This is a genomic window from Pseudomonas sp. 43NM1, assembly GCF_002836905.1.
Classification (GTDB): Bacteria; Pseudomonadota; Gammaproteobacteria; order Pseudomonadales; family Pseudomonadaceae; genus Aquipseudomonas; species Aquipseudomonas prosekii.
In genome coordinates, this window is the sequence record NZ_MKGS01000141.1 from 43,037 (window position 1) to 56,778 (window position 13,742).

Consider the following 13,742-nt stretch of genomic DNA (forward strand, 5'->3'; position numbering starts at 1 on the left):
ACGGGGCTTTTTCGTTTCCGCTTGTACTACTCGATTGTACTACTCATCACATCCCGCCTTCAGTCACTCCGATCCAATCCCTTCGCTGTCCCGTTTTCCTCGTTCCGGTCGCAAATGCCCTCGATGGCTACCGTTAGTCAGTTCGCAACCGTGCCTGTGGAGAGTTCTAAACTCCCGTAGGGTATGGCAAAGTGCTGCTTGATTTCTCATAGGCATGGACGACGCATGAATATCCCGCAAGAAATGCTACAGGCTGCACGCGACAACCCGACAGAGGGGGCTGCGGAGATATGCCGCTTCGCGTTGGAGGAGACGAATCACGATCTGTTCAATACAGAATGGAGCGATCACGATCACAGTCTCTTGATGGAGGCGGCGGCGGTTATTCTGACTCTCGAAGAGCAACAAATGATTGCGCATCAGCAGCCTACCCCAGCCGTCGATGACGTCGCTCAAACAGTATGCCCGCTCCTTCGGCAATTTCTTAACGCCGTCCATCGAGATTTATCGACCACCTTATCGAAGAATAAATTTGAAAGTTTTCGAAAGCATTTCGCGGTGACCCTAGTTGAAAACTTTGGGTATGAATTTACGGATGGAGACCTAAAGCGTATTCAGCAACTGATAAACGAGTTGCGTGAAATGGTAAGTGCCAGCACTGAATTGGATGATGGTCACAAGCAACGCATGCTCAAGCGACTGGAAAAGATGCAGTCGGAGTTGCACAAGAAAATGTCCGACATCAGCCGCATCTATGAATTGATGGGTGATGCTGGTGTTGCTCTAGGTAAGCTGGGCGAGGGCGCCAAGCCATTCGTGGATAGGATCAAAGAGATAATTGATATTGGGTGGAAGTCGCAGGCTCGTGCGGAGCAATTGCAGTCAGATGCCGAGAATCCAATGATTGGGCATGAGTCAGAGCCAAAGCTTTTGGACTGATATAAGTCAATGATTCTGTCTTAATGGCCCCGATACCATCGTGCCACCACCCTCCAAGGGAATCATCATGAAGGTAGCAGGGATAGCGGTAGCTTTTGCACTGGTTGGGGTGCTTGCAAGTGGTGCTGTGATGGCAGACGGGAACGTGCTTCTACACCATTGCCAATCTGCGCTTCAAGACTTAGATGGTAATGATAAGAACGGCCCCGATTACAGTGAAGGCTATTGCACTGGAGTCATCAACGGTGTGATCGCTCTGCAAGGCTTGACCAACCCAAGCCTTCCCAAGACCCAGACGTGCATGCCAAAACCAGCGATACAGGTAGGGCAAGCTGCAAGGATCGTTGTGAAGTATGTGACGGAGAACCCGGACAAGCTCAGTCTTGATGATGGTGTCCTTGTGCTGATTGCGCTACAGCGTGCTTACCCCTGCAAGTGACCGAGACCTTTTTCCAATCAGTTCCCTAGTCGCCCAAATTTCTTATGAGTACATTTCGTGAAGAAGGGGTGGGGTCTTCTGGAAACGGTCGGCCTGTCCTGTGCACTTAGCATGGCATTCGGCAGACTGAAAACAATACAAGGTTTCGGCAAACACCAAGTATTCCACAGCGTGCGGTCGATGGTCGTCACCCTGCTGCTTCGCAGTGGAGTACCCGGCCCTACCGTTGCAAACATCGTTGGTCACGAAACTGGATTGGTCACGTTTGACGTTTATGACGAAGGTGCTAGCCCTAGGCAAAAACTTGACGCGCTTTGCAACCTGTCATTTAACTTCTCAGGCATCAATCGGCCAACCTATTGACTGGGTGAACCTTATTGACAACCTTGGCAACGATGAAAATAAATGAAGAAATCGGTTGACTATTCTATAAATAGTTGATCTATGTCTTGACAGAAACGCGAATCGTTTGTTATAGTGGTCAACATAAGGAGGAGAAATAACACTGCCGTTCGCAGCGCCCTCCCTGCTCATTACTGTCACTCAGCCCTTCCTTCTGTATTGTCAGTAACTTGTTATTTCTTCTCCGCAGAACTCTGAGTCGTAATCCTTACAGGTTACGGCTTTTTTATTGTCCTAACGCAACACATACCCCAACTCTTAATAACCAACTTTAAATGGAGGCGATTCTATGCCTGTAGTAAAACAATGCGCGTCTTGCGACAAACCTTTCACCTGCAATCGGTCGCACGCTCTAACTTGTGGATCAACCTGTCGCGGAATCCAATGGAGGGCAAACAAAACCCCAATGATTCCTGTGAAGATTGCATTTAGTACCACTCACTTCGCTGCAATCGAGAATGCTGCTAATGCTGCTGGTGTTTCGATTAACCAATATGCCCACGATCAACTGGTAAAAACAATGGAGTGCAATTGATGCGAATACAACTCAATTATGCAGCTGTAGAACAAGTTGAAAACATTATGAAGCGTATGGGTTATAAAACTCATCAACATGCACTGCAAGTGATGTTGTCCACTATCACTAACAACCTCAGACGGGTTGACGAGAAAGCCAGTAATACGAAAGCAAAAATCTAACCACCCATTCAATCCTAAATACTTTCAATCAGTAGAGAGGGAGCCATCACCACACATAAGGAATAAAAACTTGAATACATACATCGTACTGCATCGTGGTTCAAACTTGGTTATCAATGTCACAAATCAAACTGAGCAACCAGCTAACACCGTAACGCACAGATACATTCCCGCCAGTGACAAGTCACTTAAACACCTGCTCTCAATGTCACGCCGTCAAAATTCCACACTCATTGACATCGGTGACTTGATGTCACGTTCTGGTTTCATTGCAGACCAAGTTGGCAATGGCAAGTCTGGTAAAGTTAAACCAGTAACCACTCGCTACGTCAATGAACGTGTAACAACTGTACCAAATGACCGTGAGTCAACTATTCGTCACTGGGTAGAAAGCAACCCAAACGCCAACCAACACGACCTGTCGGAAGTATTCTTTACCGGTACGCTGGTAGCAAAGGCGTATCTAAGCAGATATCGGTAGAAGCTCCTGTAGTGCGATTTCAAGCGAGGTAATGTGTACCCCGGCTACCCTATGTCATGTCGTTTTAACACGTCCGCAAGCCACGTTATATAAGGGCTGAATTTGCCAGATCAGTCATATGTCAGCCTAGCTCAATGAAACTCCAACAAGGAATACAACAATGAACACAGTTAATGAAATTACAACACCCATGCTGGAACGTCACCTTGCCGTTGCTCAGATAAAGCACTACTTCCATTTGCAACAATCTGCGATTGCCGTTAGCGATCATCGCGAATGTCGTCGTGTCACTACACAGCTTGACCGATTGGTTAACGAATATGGCGTTAGTGCTTTGATCGAAGCTCAGGATGACTTGCCATGAGTAATAGCTTAGATCGTTTCACTCACGGTTTAACGCGGGCAATTGAACGACGCGCTAAACAACAAACAAAGCAAAATGTAAAAACTGCAGAGAAGGTTGATAGCGATGGAACCAAGACCAGTGCAAAGACTGCAACCACCACGACGCTCAGCAATGAGCAATACCAAGCCACTATCATTCAAATAATGATAGCCCGCATTAAGCAAATAAGGAACTCAAATAATGACTGACAAGATTACTATTAAAGGCGCACCTCCAAAATTTGAAGAGAGCGTGTTAAAGCTTCGTTGTAAAGCTCGACATAATGTTTATGATCAAACTGATGAGTGCACAGTCTTGGTACGTGGTGAAATCGCGATTCAGTTTCTGAGCAATGTTATCGACCACCATACTAAAGGTTATACACTATGTCTCAAGTACCCGGTACTAACTCGTTCTGGTAGCTATAGCTGCCGAATGGAGAAGCCTGATTCCATTAAGATCAGTGAACGCCAAGCGCTTGATCATCAAGTTAAGCTTGATTACGTCGCTGACTTGGAGCGTTCACGTGAAGAATACCGTGCGAAACTCACGAGCCAACTTTTGCAAACCCGTGAGCGGCAAGAGGCCAAGAAGGCTGCTGACAAACAAGCGAAAGTTTTGGCTGAGATTCAATCAGAAGTTGCCGCTACATTCGGCGAGTTGATCGTACCCGAGTGACCCAGTGATAGACTCTGGCGACACCAGTCAGAAGCTCCCATAACGCGTTCTGAGCACATTCCCAATGCATCCCTACCTGTCATGGCCCCGGCAGATTACCCAGTCTGTGCGGGGCTTTTTGTTTGTTGGGATTTACCGCTACGGCTCACCGTAAGTCCATTTTCCGCTCATCTATGACCTTCCTAAGGAAAAATCTTTAGATAAGTCGGCTTGTCAAGCCTTTCTTGACGAGTGGTGTGTATTCCTGTATAAGTCTCCGCTCAATCAGAACACCCAACACCTCGATGTGATCATGAGTCGATCCCGGCTTAGGCATCATGCGGAGTTTTACGTGCCTGTGATTTACCCACAACATCCGGCAGCTACCGAGAGGAATTGCCTAATGAACTGAACTAGCTAAGGAGAACCTTCCCATGTCGTACCCGCTCGCCACTAATTCGCCTGCCACCAGTAAGTCCCCCCCCTTTTCCGAACTGCTCTCATCAGCACGATTGGAAGCATTGAACGCACGCTTCGCCGCTAACGCCGATCAGTGGCTGGCAGACAATGCACCGAAGACCAAAACCAAGCTTCCTCGAAAGCCGAAGAGCACACGCGGACCAAAGCCCAAGATGATTGAGAATCCCTTTTATGGGTTCATCGGCTGCACAACTTACTGGGGGCGCTATCCAGTGTTTGCAGCAAGCATTATCGAAGGAGCTGCGCGACTGGACTGGCATGATCGTCCAATCAAAAAGGGTGGGAAATCCATGCCATTGTCTGTACGCAATCTTGCCATGATTCTGGAAAGCCAGCCCTTCATCACCAACGAAACCGTTGAAGATTTGCTGCAACTAGAAGACAGGCACGCCCGGCGCTATTTCAAAGCGGTTCAGTTGATCATCCCTAGCATGATGGAAAGTCGTCCACGATCCCTGATCAATGAGATGGTTGGCATCGAGCCTGAGCCAAAAATTTGTGAGTGGAAGGACGGGGACGATCTGAGCAAGCCAAGTGCCGAAGAACTGGTCAAGCTGCACCATGACTTACGTACCCTGACCGAGTACAAGACGGCGAAAGAGTACGAAGCAGAGTATCCAATGCATCCTCATGAATCATGCGTCATAGCGTTCCCGGCCCGTCAACAGCACTTAAAGAAAGCTGAGGTGATGAGAATGCTGATACAAGGTATGGCGGTTAAGGCTATTGAGCGAGCCACCGGCGTATCGCCGAAGACGATCAGAAAATGGCGTGATGAGATGCATATTGTACAAGGCGAGTTGAACGCAGCGTGAGCAACGTTACTGGTGGGGGGGGACTAATTCGGCCGCATGTATAAGAGAGCGAAGCGAACGACTGTTAAAGCGTAAGCTTTGAATAGAATATTCTCCGGTAGTTACCGGAGGCAAAGTGTTAGTGAGACAAGAAAGAAGAGAGGGGATAAAACCCCTCAAAACAAAAAGCATGATCTTGAAGGACAACAATCCTGTCGTAACGACAGAGAATATATTCCGAGTAAACTCAAAAGAAGATCAACAGCGGGTGGACTTCGTTATCCACCTCTTTAAAAGCATTCGCCTATCGGCTCACTTGCGCACACTGATTGTATTGGAGATTCACGCATCTCTAGAGTCTACTTCTGATTGACAATCAGAACATGTCAGCAATCTCCTGTGTGAGAGCACACAGAAATAAGTTTTAACAATCATCAGGGAAACGGGATAGTTATCAGACTAAAATCAGGAGTGACAAGCAGTCACAACAGTCTGGTGTTTTTGCGGTAATGCTCCACAACCCTGATTATACCTGAGTCTTCAACCATTCTCGGTTAAGAACACGTTTCACTTTCTTCCTGATTCCATTTCTCACGTTAGCAATTCGATTGAAATTAGGAAGAAATCGCGTCATTTCAAATCAGTACGATGACGGACGTATGTCTAGCATGGGCTGAAATACGATCCTGAAGGTTTGTTGTTCACCAGCCTGTACCCATGTAGCCACCTCACGCCTGAAGGAACTGGAGCCGCCACACCTTCCATTTGCTGCAGGGTCTGGCCCGACACCAATTAACCTTCTACCCGGCTTCAAATAAAAACGAGCTTTCTCCTCTCCGCCCAATAGAGCTACAAGCTTGCCATCGATAGAAATAGCGAATAGACACCCTGCACCATTCACGTCTCCCTCCCTGATAACGGTGACGCTGGCATCGCGCCCCTTGTCGTCTGATTGGTAGGCAAGCAATCGATTTGCAGGTACAGGTAAAACATTTCCGGCTGAATAAGGTGATGCGCAGCCGTTCAAAGTCGCAATCGCAATCGCAGTAACGGCAATCATTAGTCGCATGAGTTCTTCCTTGTTTTCGGTGAAATGCAGATTTAAGTGATATTGCTTGAGGCAAGCTGCGTTCCTACATGAAATCTTTGGAAGGTATATAGGTGTTAATTATCGGGGCACCATAGCTCTTGCCTGAGCAAGTAACCTTATAAGTAAGTTCGTTTTCTTTAGAGCTTTCATTGGCCTTAATTAGTGCCAATCCTTTCCCTGTATGAGTACAAGAAATTATGTCATGCATGAAAATTCTATTTGTTTTTTCGGTTACTGGAAATTCCTGGCAGAAACTCAAATCTGCTGTACAAAGCTCAAGTTTGAGAGCGTAAAGCTCTTTAGCACCTTGCACTGATGACACCTTGTTAGCTGCCTGTAGCCCTGAGCTACACAGAATGCTCAAGATCAGAGTTGCAGCCGACGTGGTTAAAGTGTGCATAACGATTTCATTCCGGTTATTCATTGCCTGTAGTCGTCCAGATGAGTTCAGGAGGGTCACCCATGACTTCTTCGTCCCATATTGGGAGGAGGAAGAATAGGTAGAATATCTGAATTTCAGATATCTGAAAACCAGATATAGCGTGCTGGGCTGAATCTTGCGAAACGGCCCCCCCCATGCCAAAAACGATCTATAAACCCGAACACGTTGTAATGCTGTCACTTTTGAAGAAGTACAGGAATGCAGCCAATTTGACACAGGCAGAGTGCTCAAAGGCGTTGAGCCGCCCTCAATCGTTTATGAGTGACGTAGAAAGTGGAACACGTCGGCTGGATATTATTCAGCTCCGAGACCTGTGCAAGGTGCTTGGGATTAGTCTCTGCGAATTTGTACAGGAGCTAGAGAACGCTATCGCGGTTTCTAGCTAATTCGGTCCTTTGCTGACCACTGCTCTTCTACTGCATCTTCAAGCTAATCCCTCGACCGTCAGCTATCAGAAACGATTACTATCAGGCGTATGAACAGAGCTAGTAACAGGGTGAATAACAGGGGCTGTGCGTCGGCTTTTTTGTAGCGTTCAAGCTGTGACACTGATTAAACCTGGGCTTGAAGCACCTTTAGGCTAAGCGCACTACACTCTCGCCTTCACAACCCAAATTAGTAGAAGTTCCTCGAAAAAACGTAAGCAAATCGTCGCGGCCTGCGCTCCTCCGTCACATTTGGAGCAAGAGCCTTGAAGCCCCTCAGCTCAACGCTCAAGGATGAAGAAATGCCAGACAACACAGATGCCCACATCGCCACAGCGGACGCACTGACACTCCTACTACACAACCAACACGCCCTAGCGGCAGCTATTGAGGAAGTGGCCCTATGGGCTAAAGCCAGTGGCTCGCCGCATACACACGACAACACAGTGTCTGCAATTGAAACCTTAGACACGAACGCCCAAGCCCTCACCGATGCAATTACTCAGCTTCGGCAGTCGTAGGGATCAACAAACGACCGTTAAACGATACCGGATATCCCACACCTAAACCGGTATCATAAAATATGGGTTTACAGGTTGTTGATACCAATGCAATATGATCCCTCCATTGTTGATACCTAGGAGGGTGAGTAAATGAGTCGTCTATTCGGATACGGTCGTGTCAGTACCACGGAACAGAACACCGACAACCAGTTGGTGGCACTCACCTCCAAAGGCTTCGATATCAAACCTGCACGCTGGTTCTCTGAGCAAATCAGTGGCGGCGTGCCAGCCCTACAGCGTCTCCAGTTCAGCAAGATGGCGGAACGCATGGAAGCAGGAGATACCCTTGTAGTGTTGAAGCTGGATCGTCTAGGGCGTGATGTGCAAGACGTGCTCGCCACAGTCTCTAAGCTGGCCACTGATGGTATCCATGTCCGCAGCCTTGACCTTGATGGCGTAGACCTCACCAGCGCAGCCGGCAAGCTACAGCTAACAGTGTTAGCAGCAGTCGCAGCCTTTGAGCGTGATCGCATCAAGGAGCGCACCAAGGAAGGTCTTGCACGATCTACCAAGAAGGGCGGTCGTCCAGTGGCTACAGACACCACTGAAGCAGTACAGAAGCTCAAAGCTAAAGGGCTAACACAGGCTCAGGCAGCAGCAGAACTCAAGGTGAGCTTGCCAACGATCAAGCGGCATTGGAATAAGGTTTGAGTAGGTTTGTAGTGACGCATGAGCCCGCCTTGAGCGGGATTTGTCGTCTTTGTGTCCAGATGAATCAGAGTCGATTGCTGGTCTGAATCGGGCTCAGAGAGCGGCCTAGGGTGCAGGGATATTTGGCGATTTTGGTGACTTGGAGAGCGCCCCGAGCTGTCCGGCTTGATACCTGTAAGGTCGGTCCGGGTCTTAGTTTATATTTCCAGCCACACACCTTAAACACACACGAGAGTGGTCGAAATTTTCGGCGAAAAATAGGAGTCTGGAACTCACCTCAAGCCTCGGGCTCTGTTGCCGTTGTTGCATCTTCCTCCGGTGGAACCATGCCGTAACACCAGTCGAAGTGGTGCAACTGGTTACAGTTCCAGCATGCTTTCCTGTCGTTTTGTTCCAAGTGATTCAACGCCATAGGGCTACCGCATTTCATGCAAGCAACGATGTCCATGTTTGACGGTTCAATGGTGTAGTTGTCTTCGTCTTTGTACCTGACGAGGTGCTTGTTCCCACATGACTGCTTGGGGCATTCGACCGTTGCATTTGCCTCAATCTGCGATTTGCTGGCGTACATGTCTGATCCGCACACATCGCAGGGGAATGTATCGATGGTGTTCATCGACATCAGCATGTTGGAAGACGCAACACGCTCGATTTCGTCAAAAATGATTTGAACGTTGGCAGGAGTTAGCTTTGATGGTTTGTCTGCATCAACAAGGGCGGTTGCATGCAGGAAGTTGCCCAGTCTGTTGTAGTTCGTGCTGAGCCAACGAGACGAGAACATTTTGTATTCGCCGATATGAAACGGAATACCGTCTCCTGCCTTTAGCTCCATGGCTAAGTCTTGGTCTGCTTTTGGCTCAAAGCTGAGCAGCATCTTCACCGCTTGAGGTGCTTGCCACTTACGGAATATAGAGGGTGGGAGCTTGTCACCAATCTGGCCGAGCTTCGTATAGACGATACGTTCGACGCAAAGACGAAGCTCAAGGCATGCGTGGCGTAATGAATTCTCGTCTCCGGCTGCAATGAACACTTTAGCTCTGTCCAGATAATCGTCTACGTCGTAAATGCCCATGTTCGTCCCTGCCTTGGTGAGATCATCAGAGCTTACAGCCTCGGTGGGGCACCATGCCGTCACGTCACACATTGTAGCTGGCCCCAGCGTTTCACCTCTTGGCGTAATCACCGTAGGCGTAGCTCATCTTCGCCACCTCCTGAGCCCGGTTAGCGTCATAGAACTGGCTTAGGCGCTGGCTGACACGCTGATAGTCAGCCTTGAGAACGGAAAGCTCCTTGGCTAGGTCCCGGTGCATGACGATCATACCGCCGATGGTTTGGTGGGCTCGCCGGAGGTCACGCCGTGTCGTGTCTAGCTCAGCTTCCAGTACCCAGCAGTAGTGTTTGAGCATTTCCACGTGGGAGGGCATGCCCAACTCAAACCCGCTGTCGTCTATCAAATCGTCTTCCATCACACGCACACCAAAAAACTGTATGCATGTACAGTATATGTGCGAATAGCAATATTCAATTTTTCTACGATGGATGGCGAAGTCGATCAGTCATAGTCCGGTATCGCCATGCGTGCCAACGCTACCGGATTTGTAGAAAATAGCGGCGGGTGGCTTTCTACAGAATCTTACCCAGTTAAACCGGCTAGCTGAACATCCACGGATTTTCATCACATCAACATACGGTTGTGTCGTCAATTGGCAACTCTGTTTTCAAGGAAGGGAGTTTGGAGATTGCTGCCAGCTTCTGTCCCGCGCTCGCACCTTTCGAATATACGTCGTGGGTGACAGAGCCCGTTTCATGTCCAACCAGCTCTTTTGCCAAGGCATCAGGCACGTCTGCCCTGACCAATTCAGTGATTACGGTATGACGGAAACTGTGGAAGACATAGAGCCTGCTGAAGCCTGCTGCTGTACGCAATCTGCCAAACGCCTTGGATATTGCGTGTGAGCGTTTGCCGTAGTGATCGTGTGAGCTGGTGGGGATGAGGAAGGTATCGGTGCTGTCCTTACTCAGTCGATCAATGGTAAGCAACAGCCTCGGATGAATCGGCACTACACGCTTGCTCGCCTTGCTCTTGCTCTTCGGAAAGTCGAAGCACCGGATGCCATCAACAGTGATCACGCTGTCTTTGTTCAGTCGACATAACTCTTCGATCCTGGCCCCGGTGTACCAGCCCAATGCGATGAGGTCTGCTAGCGGTTTATCCCCGTTATCAAGCGCGGCTTGATGCAGCTTGAGGGTATCGGCACGCGTATAGATTTCCCTGTCTTTGCCTGCTATCTCAGAGCCTCCTCCCTGTGGCAGTTCGTGTCCTACGAACGGGTTTACCTTGTCCTTGTATTCTTCACGCCAAGCCGCGTCATACTTTATCGCCCACTTCCAGAACGCAGTGCCAGCCATGAGGTATTGAGACAGGGTGTTCGGTGCACGATTCAATGACTTGAGCCAGTTATCCACAGTGTCGAAGTTGAGGGGGTGTCCTTCGTTTTTGAGGAAAGCTGACAGCCGCTCCATCTTGCCCACCTGCTGATCGACGTGTTTCGGGGCGCCGCCTCGGCTTTCCCTGAATTCTCGATAGGTTTTCAACCGAGCGGGGGTGATGGGTGACTTTGGCTTGTGGACGGTTGGGTCTAGCGCTATCGCCTTCGCTTCAGTTGTCTCAGTTGGGCTCAGGTCATAGTGTGATGCGGTCGTCAGTGTCATGAGTTCTCGCATGACATCCGCAGAGTGTTGCACGCGCTCTATGGCACTAGGAGGCATTTGTGCACGACTACGTTCGAGCAGGGCGACGACGCCCGGTACCCCGAGAGCTTCCAACCGTTTTGCCGAAGCGTAAAGTTCAACAAGAGTTCTCTCCCTGCCAGCTGCATTTTCTTCCGGCGTAAGCTCGTTAATTTTCTTGGACGGATTCCTCGCAACAGCCATAAAGCGTGCACCAATATGATTGTCGAGTTCCACACCCCATTCTGCGAGCTCAGGGCGCCAATTCTCTTTGCGAATCTGTGCCTCCGTTCTGGCTGCTGCAAATTCCGCCTTCCACTTGGTGAGGTAGGGTAGGCGCGCATCCATTGCTTGCTTGCGTAGTCCCGTCTTCAATGACTGAATCAGTACCTTACAACCAATGGTTTTCTGAACATCCACAGGCACTGCCAGTCGCACATACCAAGTGGATTCACCTTTCTTTTGTATCAGGTTGTCTGCCATTGTAATGCCGTGAAGTGGGGGAGTGTTCAAGCTGATTGTACTACTCAATTGTACTACTTCGCACGATTAAAGCCCCGTAGTCCGGCGGTTATTGATCGAAATGGGTGTTAAATTCGAATCTCTCCTTCACCGCCAAATTCGTTGTAACCAGAACCCCTGATTTCGAAAGAAGTCAGGGGTTTTGTGGTTTCTGGCGTATGGCTTTTCAGATCGAGGAGGGCACGCTAACTTGCATCCTGCGGCCAGCAAATGCGCCAATGATCCGGTAATCTTGCCCGGTTTGCCTCGAAGCGAAAATCCATCCATAAGGAAATCCCATGATCACCACGACTACTCACACCGTCGAAGGTCGGCAGATCACCGCTTACCTGGATATCGTCAGCGCCGAGTCGGTGCAGGGCGTGAACGTGATTCGCGATATGTTCGCCGGGATGCGCGATTTTTTCGGCGGGCGGTCGCAAACGCTGGAACGGGCGTTGATGGAGGCGCGCGTGCAGGCGACGGACGAGATCAAGGAGCGGGCGCGAGCGTTGCAGGCGGATGCGGTGGTCGGCATGGATTTCGAGATCAGCATGCCGGCGGGCAAGGGCGGAATGGTCGTGGTGTTCGTGACCGGGACGGCCGTAAAACTGGGGTGAGGTTTTCGACTGGCCGTACGTTGCGCATACGGGTCGTTGTCGAGAGCTGCCTGAGCCACCTGGGCTCGCTGGAACTCCTGAGAGTGCGGGTTGGATAAACTTCTCCCATTCGTCGGCGCTTGGCTAATCTGAACCGCAAGTCCAGTAATGACCGGCTAGTCTCAAAAGCCTTGGAGGTCGATATTTTTCAGGCAGTCAGGGCTTGCCGGTGTCGACCCCGTTTTGCGAAAGGGGCAGAAAAATGGCTGATCCGTATATCGAAGACGACGGGGCTGAGTTTCCAATCAACAATTGCGTGCAGTGTGGCCAGACGGAGTACGTGGCCAGTTTCGGCGAGGATCAGCTCAAGACCGGCAAGATCAAATCGAAGGCTACGCGAGGCTTGAAGTCGAAGTTCCTGCCGAAAATGGCAGTGTCCTCCAGGAAGTAACCGTTACAAACGCCAACCCCGCCATCGAGCGGGGTTTTTTGTGCGCGGACCGTATCGAGGAAAGGCCTTACAGCCACTTGACGTTCTTGCGATTTTTCTTTCACAAAGTTTTCACAAGGACTTACGTAGTCTCAGCTCATCCGTTAGAAAGCAGTACTCCAGCCCGTTCCCCAGCGGGCTTTTTTTTGCCTGTCATAAAACCTTTCCCGTAAACGCTGTCCAACCGTCGCTGATTGCGGCGGTTGCGCGGGATTTGTGTCTGGACGATGGCATCGCTAAGACATTCCATCAGCGACTTCTTGTTTCCCCCATTTTTTGAGGTTTTCGACATGCGTTTAACACTGCCTGCTCTGGTTCTCGGGCTTATGGTTGCTCAAGGTGCAATGGCTGCGGGCGAAGGCACTGCCGCGCTCGGTGGTGGCCTGGGTGGCGCGCTGGGTAATGTGGTCGGTCAGAAAATGGGCGGCAGCACCGGCGCAGTGATTGGTGCGGGTGTCGCGGGTGCGGCAGGTAGCGCGATTGCCGCGCCAAAACGCAGCCGCACTAAAGCGGCGATCGGCGGTGGCGTCGGCGCGGCTGGCGGCTCGGTCATCGGCAACAGCTTGGGCGGCAAGAACGGCGCAACCATCGGCGCAGGCCTGGGTGGTGCGGCGGGTGGCGCAGTCGGGACCAATTTGTCGAAGGGTCACAAGCGCCACTGATTTTTTGCAGGTCAGAGCAAAAGCCCGGTTCGCTGCCGGGCTTTTGCGTTTCTGAACGTTTTATTCGAATCCGCCTCCAATCTCTTGCAACACCCTCTTCGTTAGCGAGTACCGTGTGGGCGGGCTGATGCACTTGCGAGCCCTGATGCGGAAAATCTGAGGTTCATATCATGCGTTTGACATTGTCCACGTTGTTTTTAGGTGTGTTGGTCGCTCAGGGCGCCATGGCGGCCGGAGATGGCACTGCAGCGGTCGGCGGCGGTCTCGGCGGGGCGCTGGGTAATGTGGTCGGCCAGCAAATGGGCGGCAGCAC

General features: G+C 50.3%; 18 protein-coding genes. 13 read left to right on the forward strand and 5 right to left on the reverse strand.

Annotated elements, in window-relative coordinates:
* Positions 1-225: 225 nt before the first annotated feature.
* The 7 genes from BI292_RS14965 (at position 226) to BI292_RS14990 (ending at position 5,297) form a co-directional block, all read left to right on the forward strand.
* Positions 226-939, forward strand: a complete 714-nt coding sequence (locus BI292_RS14965) for a hypothetical protein (protein ID WP_101208303.1) — start codon at positions 226-228, stop codon at positions 937-939.
* Between the two features lie 67 nt (positions 940-1,006).
* Positions 1,007-1,378 carry a Rap1a/Tai family immunity protein gene (locus BI292_RS14970; RefSeq protein WP_101208304.1) on the forward strand — a complete coding sequence of 124 codons (372 nt, stop codon included), beginning with the start codon at positions 1,007-1,009 and terminating at the stop codon, positions 1,376-1,378.
* 1,171 nt (positions 1,379-2,549) lie between these two features.
* A complete protein-coding gene (locus BI292_RS28785; protein ID WP_157831259.1) occupies positions 2,550-2,960 on the forward strand; it encodes a hypothetical protein in 411 nt (136 codons plus the stop codon).
* A 160-nt stretch (positions 2,961-3,120) separates the two neighbouring features.
* Complete coding sequence (locus BI292_RS14975) at positions 3,121-3,324, forward strand: hypothetical protein (RefSeq protein ID WP_101208305.1); 204 nt, start codon at positions 3,121-3,123, stop codon at positions 3,322-3,324.
* Positions 3,321-3,554: a hypothetical protein gene (locus BI292_RS14980; RefSeq protein ID WP_101208306.1), complete on the forward strand. Its 234-nt coding sequence runs from the start codon at positions 3,321-3,323 to the stop codon at positions 3,552-3,554. Before BI292_RS14975 ends, BI292_RS14980 begins: the two co-directional genes overlap by 4 nt.
* Complete coding sequence (locus BI292_RS14985) at positions 3,547-4,023, forward strand: hypothetical protein (RefSeq protein ID WP_101208307.1); 477 nt, start codon at positions 3,547-3,549, stop codon at positions 4,021-4,023. Before BI292_RS14980 ends, BI292_RS14985 begins: the two co-directional genes overlap by 8 nt.
* Positions 4,024-4,436: 413 nt before the next feature.
* The gene (locus BI292_RS14990; protein WP_101208308.1) at positions 4,437-5,297 is read left to right on the forward strand and encodes a helix-turn-helix domain-containing protein; all 861 of its coding nucleotides are present in this window, start codon (positions 4,437-4,439) and stop codon (positions 5,295-5,297) included.
* A gap of 619 nt (positions 5,298-5,916) precedes the next feature.
* On the opposite strand, the gene BI292_RS28790 is transcribed toward BI292_RS14990, so the two are convergent.
* Both BI292_RS28790 and BI292_RS28795 read right to left on the reverse strand, forming a co-directional pair.
* Positions 5,917-6,345, reverse strand: a complete 429-nt coding sequence (locus tag BI292_RS28790) for a hypothetical protein (protein WP_157831260.1) — start codon at positions 6,343-6,345, stop codon at positions 5,917-5,919.
* 64 nt (positions 6,346-6,409) lie between these two features.
* On the reverse strand, positions 6,410-6,766 hold the full coding sequence (locus BI292_RS28795) for a hypothetical protein (protein WP_157831261.1): 357 nt from the start codon (positions 6,764-6,766) through the stop codon (positions 6,410-6,412).
* A gap of 176 nt (positions 6,767-6,942) precedes the next feature.
* On the opposite strand from BI292_RS28795, the gene BI292_RS14995 reads away from it, so the two are divergent.
* The 3 genes from BI292_RS14995 (at position 6,943) to BI292_RS15005 (ending at position 8,447) form a co-directional block, all read left to right on the forward strand.
* Positions 6,943-7,194 (forward strand): helix-turn-helix domain-containing protein, encoded by a 252-nt coding sequence (locus BI292_RS14995; RefSeq protein ID WP_101208309.1) that lies wholly within the window; start codon positions 6,943-6,945, stop codon positions 7,192-7,194.
* A 341-nt stretch (positions 7,195-7,535) separates the two neighbouring features.
* Positions 7,536-7,754: a hypothetical protein gene (locus tag BI292_RS29175; protein ID WP_101208310.1), complete on the forward strand. Its 219-nt coding sequence runs from the start codon at positions 7,536-7,538 to the stop codon at positions 7,752-7,754.
* Between the two features lie 132 nt (positions 7,755-7,886).
* Positions 7,887-8,447 (forward strand): recombinase family protein, encoded by a 561-nt coding sequence (locus tag BI292_RS15005; protein WP_101208311.1) that lies wholly within the window; start codon positions 7,887-7,889, stop codon positions 8,445-8,447.
* Positions 8,448-8,724: 277 nt separating this feature from the next.
* Here BI292_RS15005 and BI292_RS15010 read toward each other — a convergent pair whose 3' ends face one another.
* From BI292_RS15010 to BI292_RS15020, 3 genes are all read right to left on the reverse strand, one after another.
* Complete coding sequence (locus tag BI292_RS15010) at positions 8,725-9,519, reverse strand: hypothetical protein (RefSeq protein WP_157831262.1); 795 nt, start codon at positions 9,517-9,519, stop codon at positions 8,725-8,727.
* Between the two features lie 91 nt (positions 9,520-9,610).
* Entirely contained in the window at positions 9,611-9,913 is a 303-nt protein-coding gene (locus BI292_RS15015; RefSeq protein ID WP_101208313.1) for a hypothetical protein, read from the reverse strand.
* A 214-nt stretch (positions 9,914-10,127) separates the two neighbouring features.
* Complete coding sequence (locus BI292_RS15020; protein WP_101208314.1) at positions 10,128-11,660, reverse strand: site-specific integrase; 1,533 nt, start codon at positions 11,658-11,660, stop codon at positions 10,128-10,130.
* A 317-nt stretch (positions 11,661-11,977) separates the two neighbouring features.
* Between BI292_RS15020 and BI292_RS15025 the strand changes: the two genes are divergently transcribed.
* From BI292_RS15025 to BI292_RS15035, 3 genes are all read left to right on the forward strand, one after another.
* Entirely contained in the window at positions 11,978-12,298 is a 321-nt protein-coding gene (locus BI292_RS15025; RefSeq protein WP_101208315.1) for a YbjQ family protein, read from the forward strand.
* A gap of 241 nt (positions 12,299-12,539) precedes the next feature.
* A complete protein-coding gene (locus tag BI292_RS15030; RefSeq protein WP_101208316.1) occupies positions 12,540-12,728 on the forward strand; it encodes a hypothetical protein in 189 nt (62 codons plus the stop codon).
* Positions 12,729-13,057: 329 nt separating this feature from the next.
* The gene (locus tag BI292_RS15035; RefSeq protein ID WP_101208317.1) at positions 13,058-13,429 is read left to right on the forward strand and encodes a YMGG-like glycine zipper-containing protein; all 372 of its coding nucleotides are present in this window, start codon (positions 13,058-13,060) and stop codon (positions 13,427-13,429) included.
* Positions 13,430-13,742: the final 313 nt, after the last annotated feature.

What these genes read in the sequence shown, in the direction of transcription:
- BI292_RS14965 (WP_101208303.1), top strand. Translation starts at nt 226, where the DNA reads ATGAATATCCCGCAAGAAATGCTACAGGCTGCACGCGACAACCCGACA.
- BI292_RS14970 (WP_101208304.1), top strand. Translation starts at nt 1,007, where the DNA reads ATGAAGGTAGCAGGGATAGCGGTAGCTTTTGCACTGGTTGGGGTGCTT.
- BI292_RS14975 (WP_101208305.1), top strand. Translation starts at nt 3,121, where the DNA reads ATGAACACAGTTAATGAAATTACAACACCCATGCTGGAACGTCACCTT.
- BI292_RS14980 (WP_101208306.1), top strand. Translation starts at nt 3,321, where the DNA reads ATGAGTAATAGCTTAGATCGTTTCACTCACGGTTTAACGCGGGCAATT.
- BI292_RS14985 (WP_101208307.1), top strand. Translation starts at nt 3,547, where the DNA reads ATGACTGACAAGATTACTATTAAAGGCGCACCTCCAAAATTTGAAGAG.
- BI292_RS14990 (WP_101208308.1), top strand. Translation starts at nt 4,437, where the DNA reads ATGTCGTACCCGCTCGCCACTAATTCGCCTGCCACCAGTAAGTCCCCC.
- BI292_RS28790 (WP_157831260.1), bottom strand. Translation starts at nt 6,345, where the DNA reads ATGCGACTAATGATTGCCGTTACTGCGATTGCGATTGCGACTTTGAAC.
- BI292_RS28795 (WP_157831261.1), bottom strand. Translation starts at nt 6,766, where the DNA reads ATGCACACTTTAACCACGTCGGCTGCAACTCTGATCTTGAGCATTCTG.
- BI292_RS14995 (WP_101208309.1), top strand. Translation starts at nt 6,943, where the DNA reads ATGCCAAAAACGATCTATAAACCCGAACACGTTGTAATGCTGTCACTT.
- BI292_RS29175 (WP_101208310.1), top strand. Translation starts at nt 7,536, where the DNA reads ATGCCAGACAACACAGATGCCCACATCGCCACAGCGGACGCACTGACA.
- BI292_RS15005 (WP_101208311.1), top strand. Translation starts at nt 7,887, where the DNA reads ATGAGTCGTCTATTCGGATACGGTCGTGTCAGTACCACGGAACAGAAC.
- BI292_RS15010 (WP_157831262.1), bottom strand. Translation starts at nt 9,519, where the DNA reads ATGGGCATTTACGACGTAGACGATTATCTGGACAGAGCTAAAGTGTTC.
- BI292_RS15015 (WP_101208313.1), bottom strand. Translation starts at nt 9,913, where the DNA reads ATGGAAGACGATTTGATAGACGACAGCGGGTTTGAGTTGGGCATGCCC.
- BI292_RS15020 (WP_101208314.1), bottom strand. Translation starts at nt 11,660, where the DNA reads ATGGCAGACAACCTGATACAAAAGAAAGGTGAATCCACTTGGTATGTG.
- BI292_RS15025 (WP_101208315.1), top strand. Translation starts at nt 11,978, where the DNA reads ATGATCACCACGACTACTCACACCGTCGAAGGTCGGCAGATCACCGCT.
- BI292_RS15030 (WP_101208316.1), top strand. Translation starts at nt 12,540, where the DNA reads ATGGCTGATCCGTATATCGAAGACGACGGGGCTGAGTTTCCAATCAAC.
- BI292_RS15035 (WP_101208317.1), top strand. Translation starts at nt 13,058, where the DNA reads ATGCGTTTAACACTGCCTGCTCTGGTTCTCGGGCTTATGGTTGCTCAA.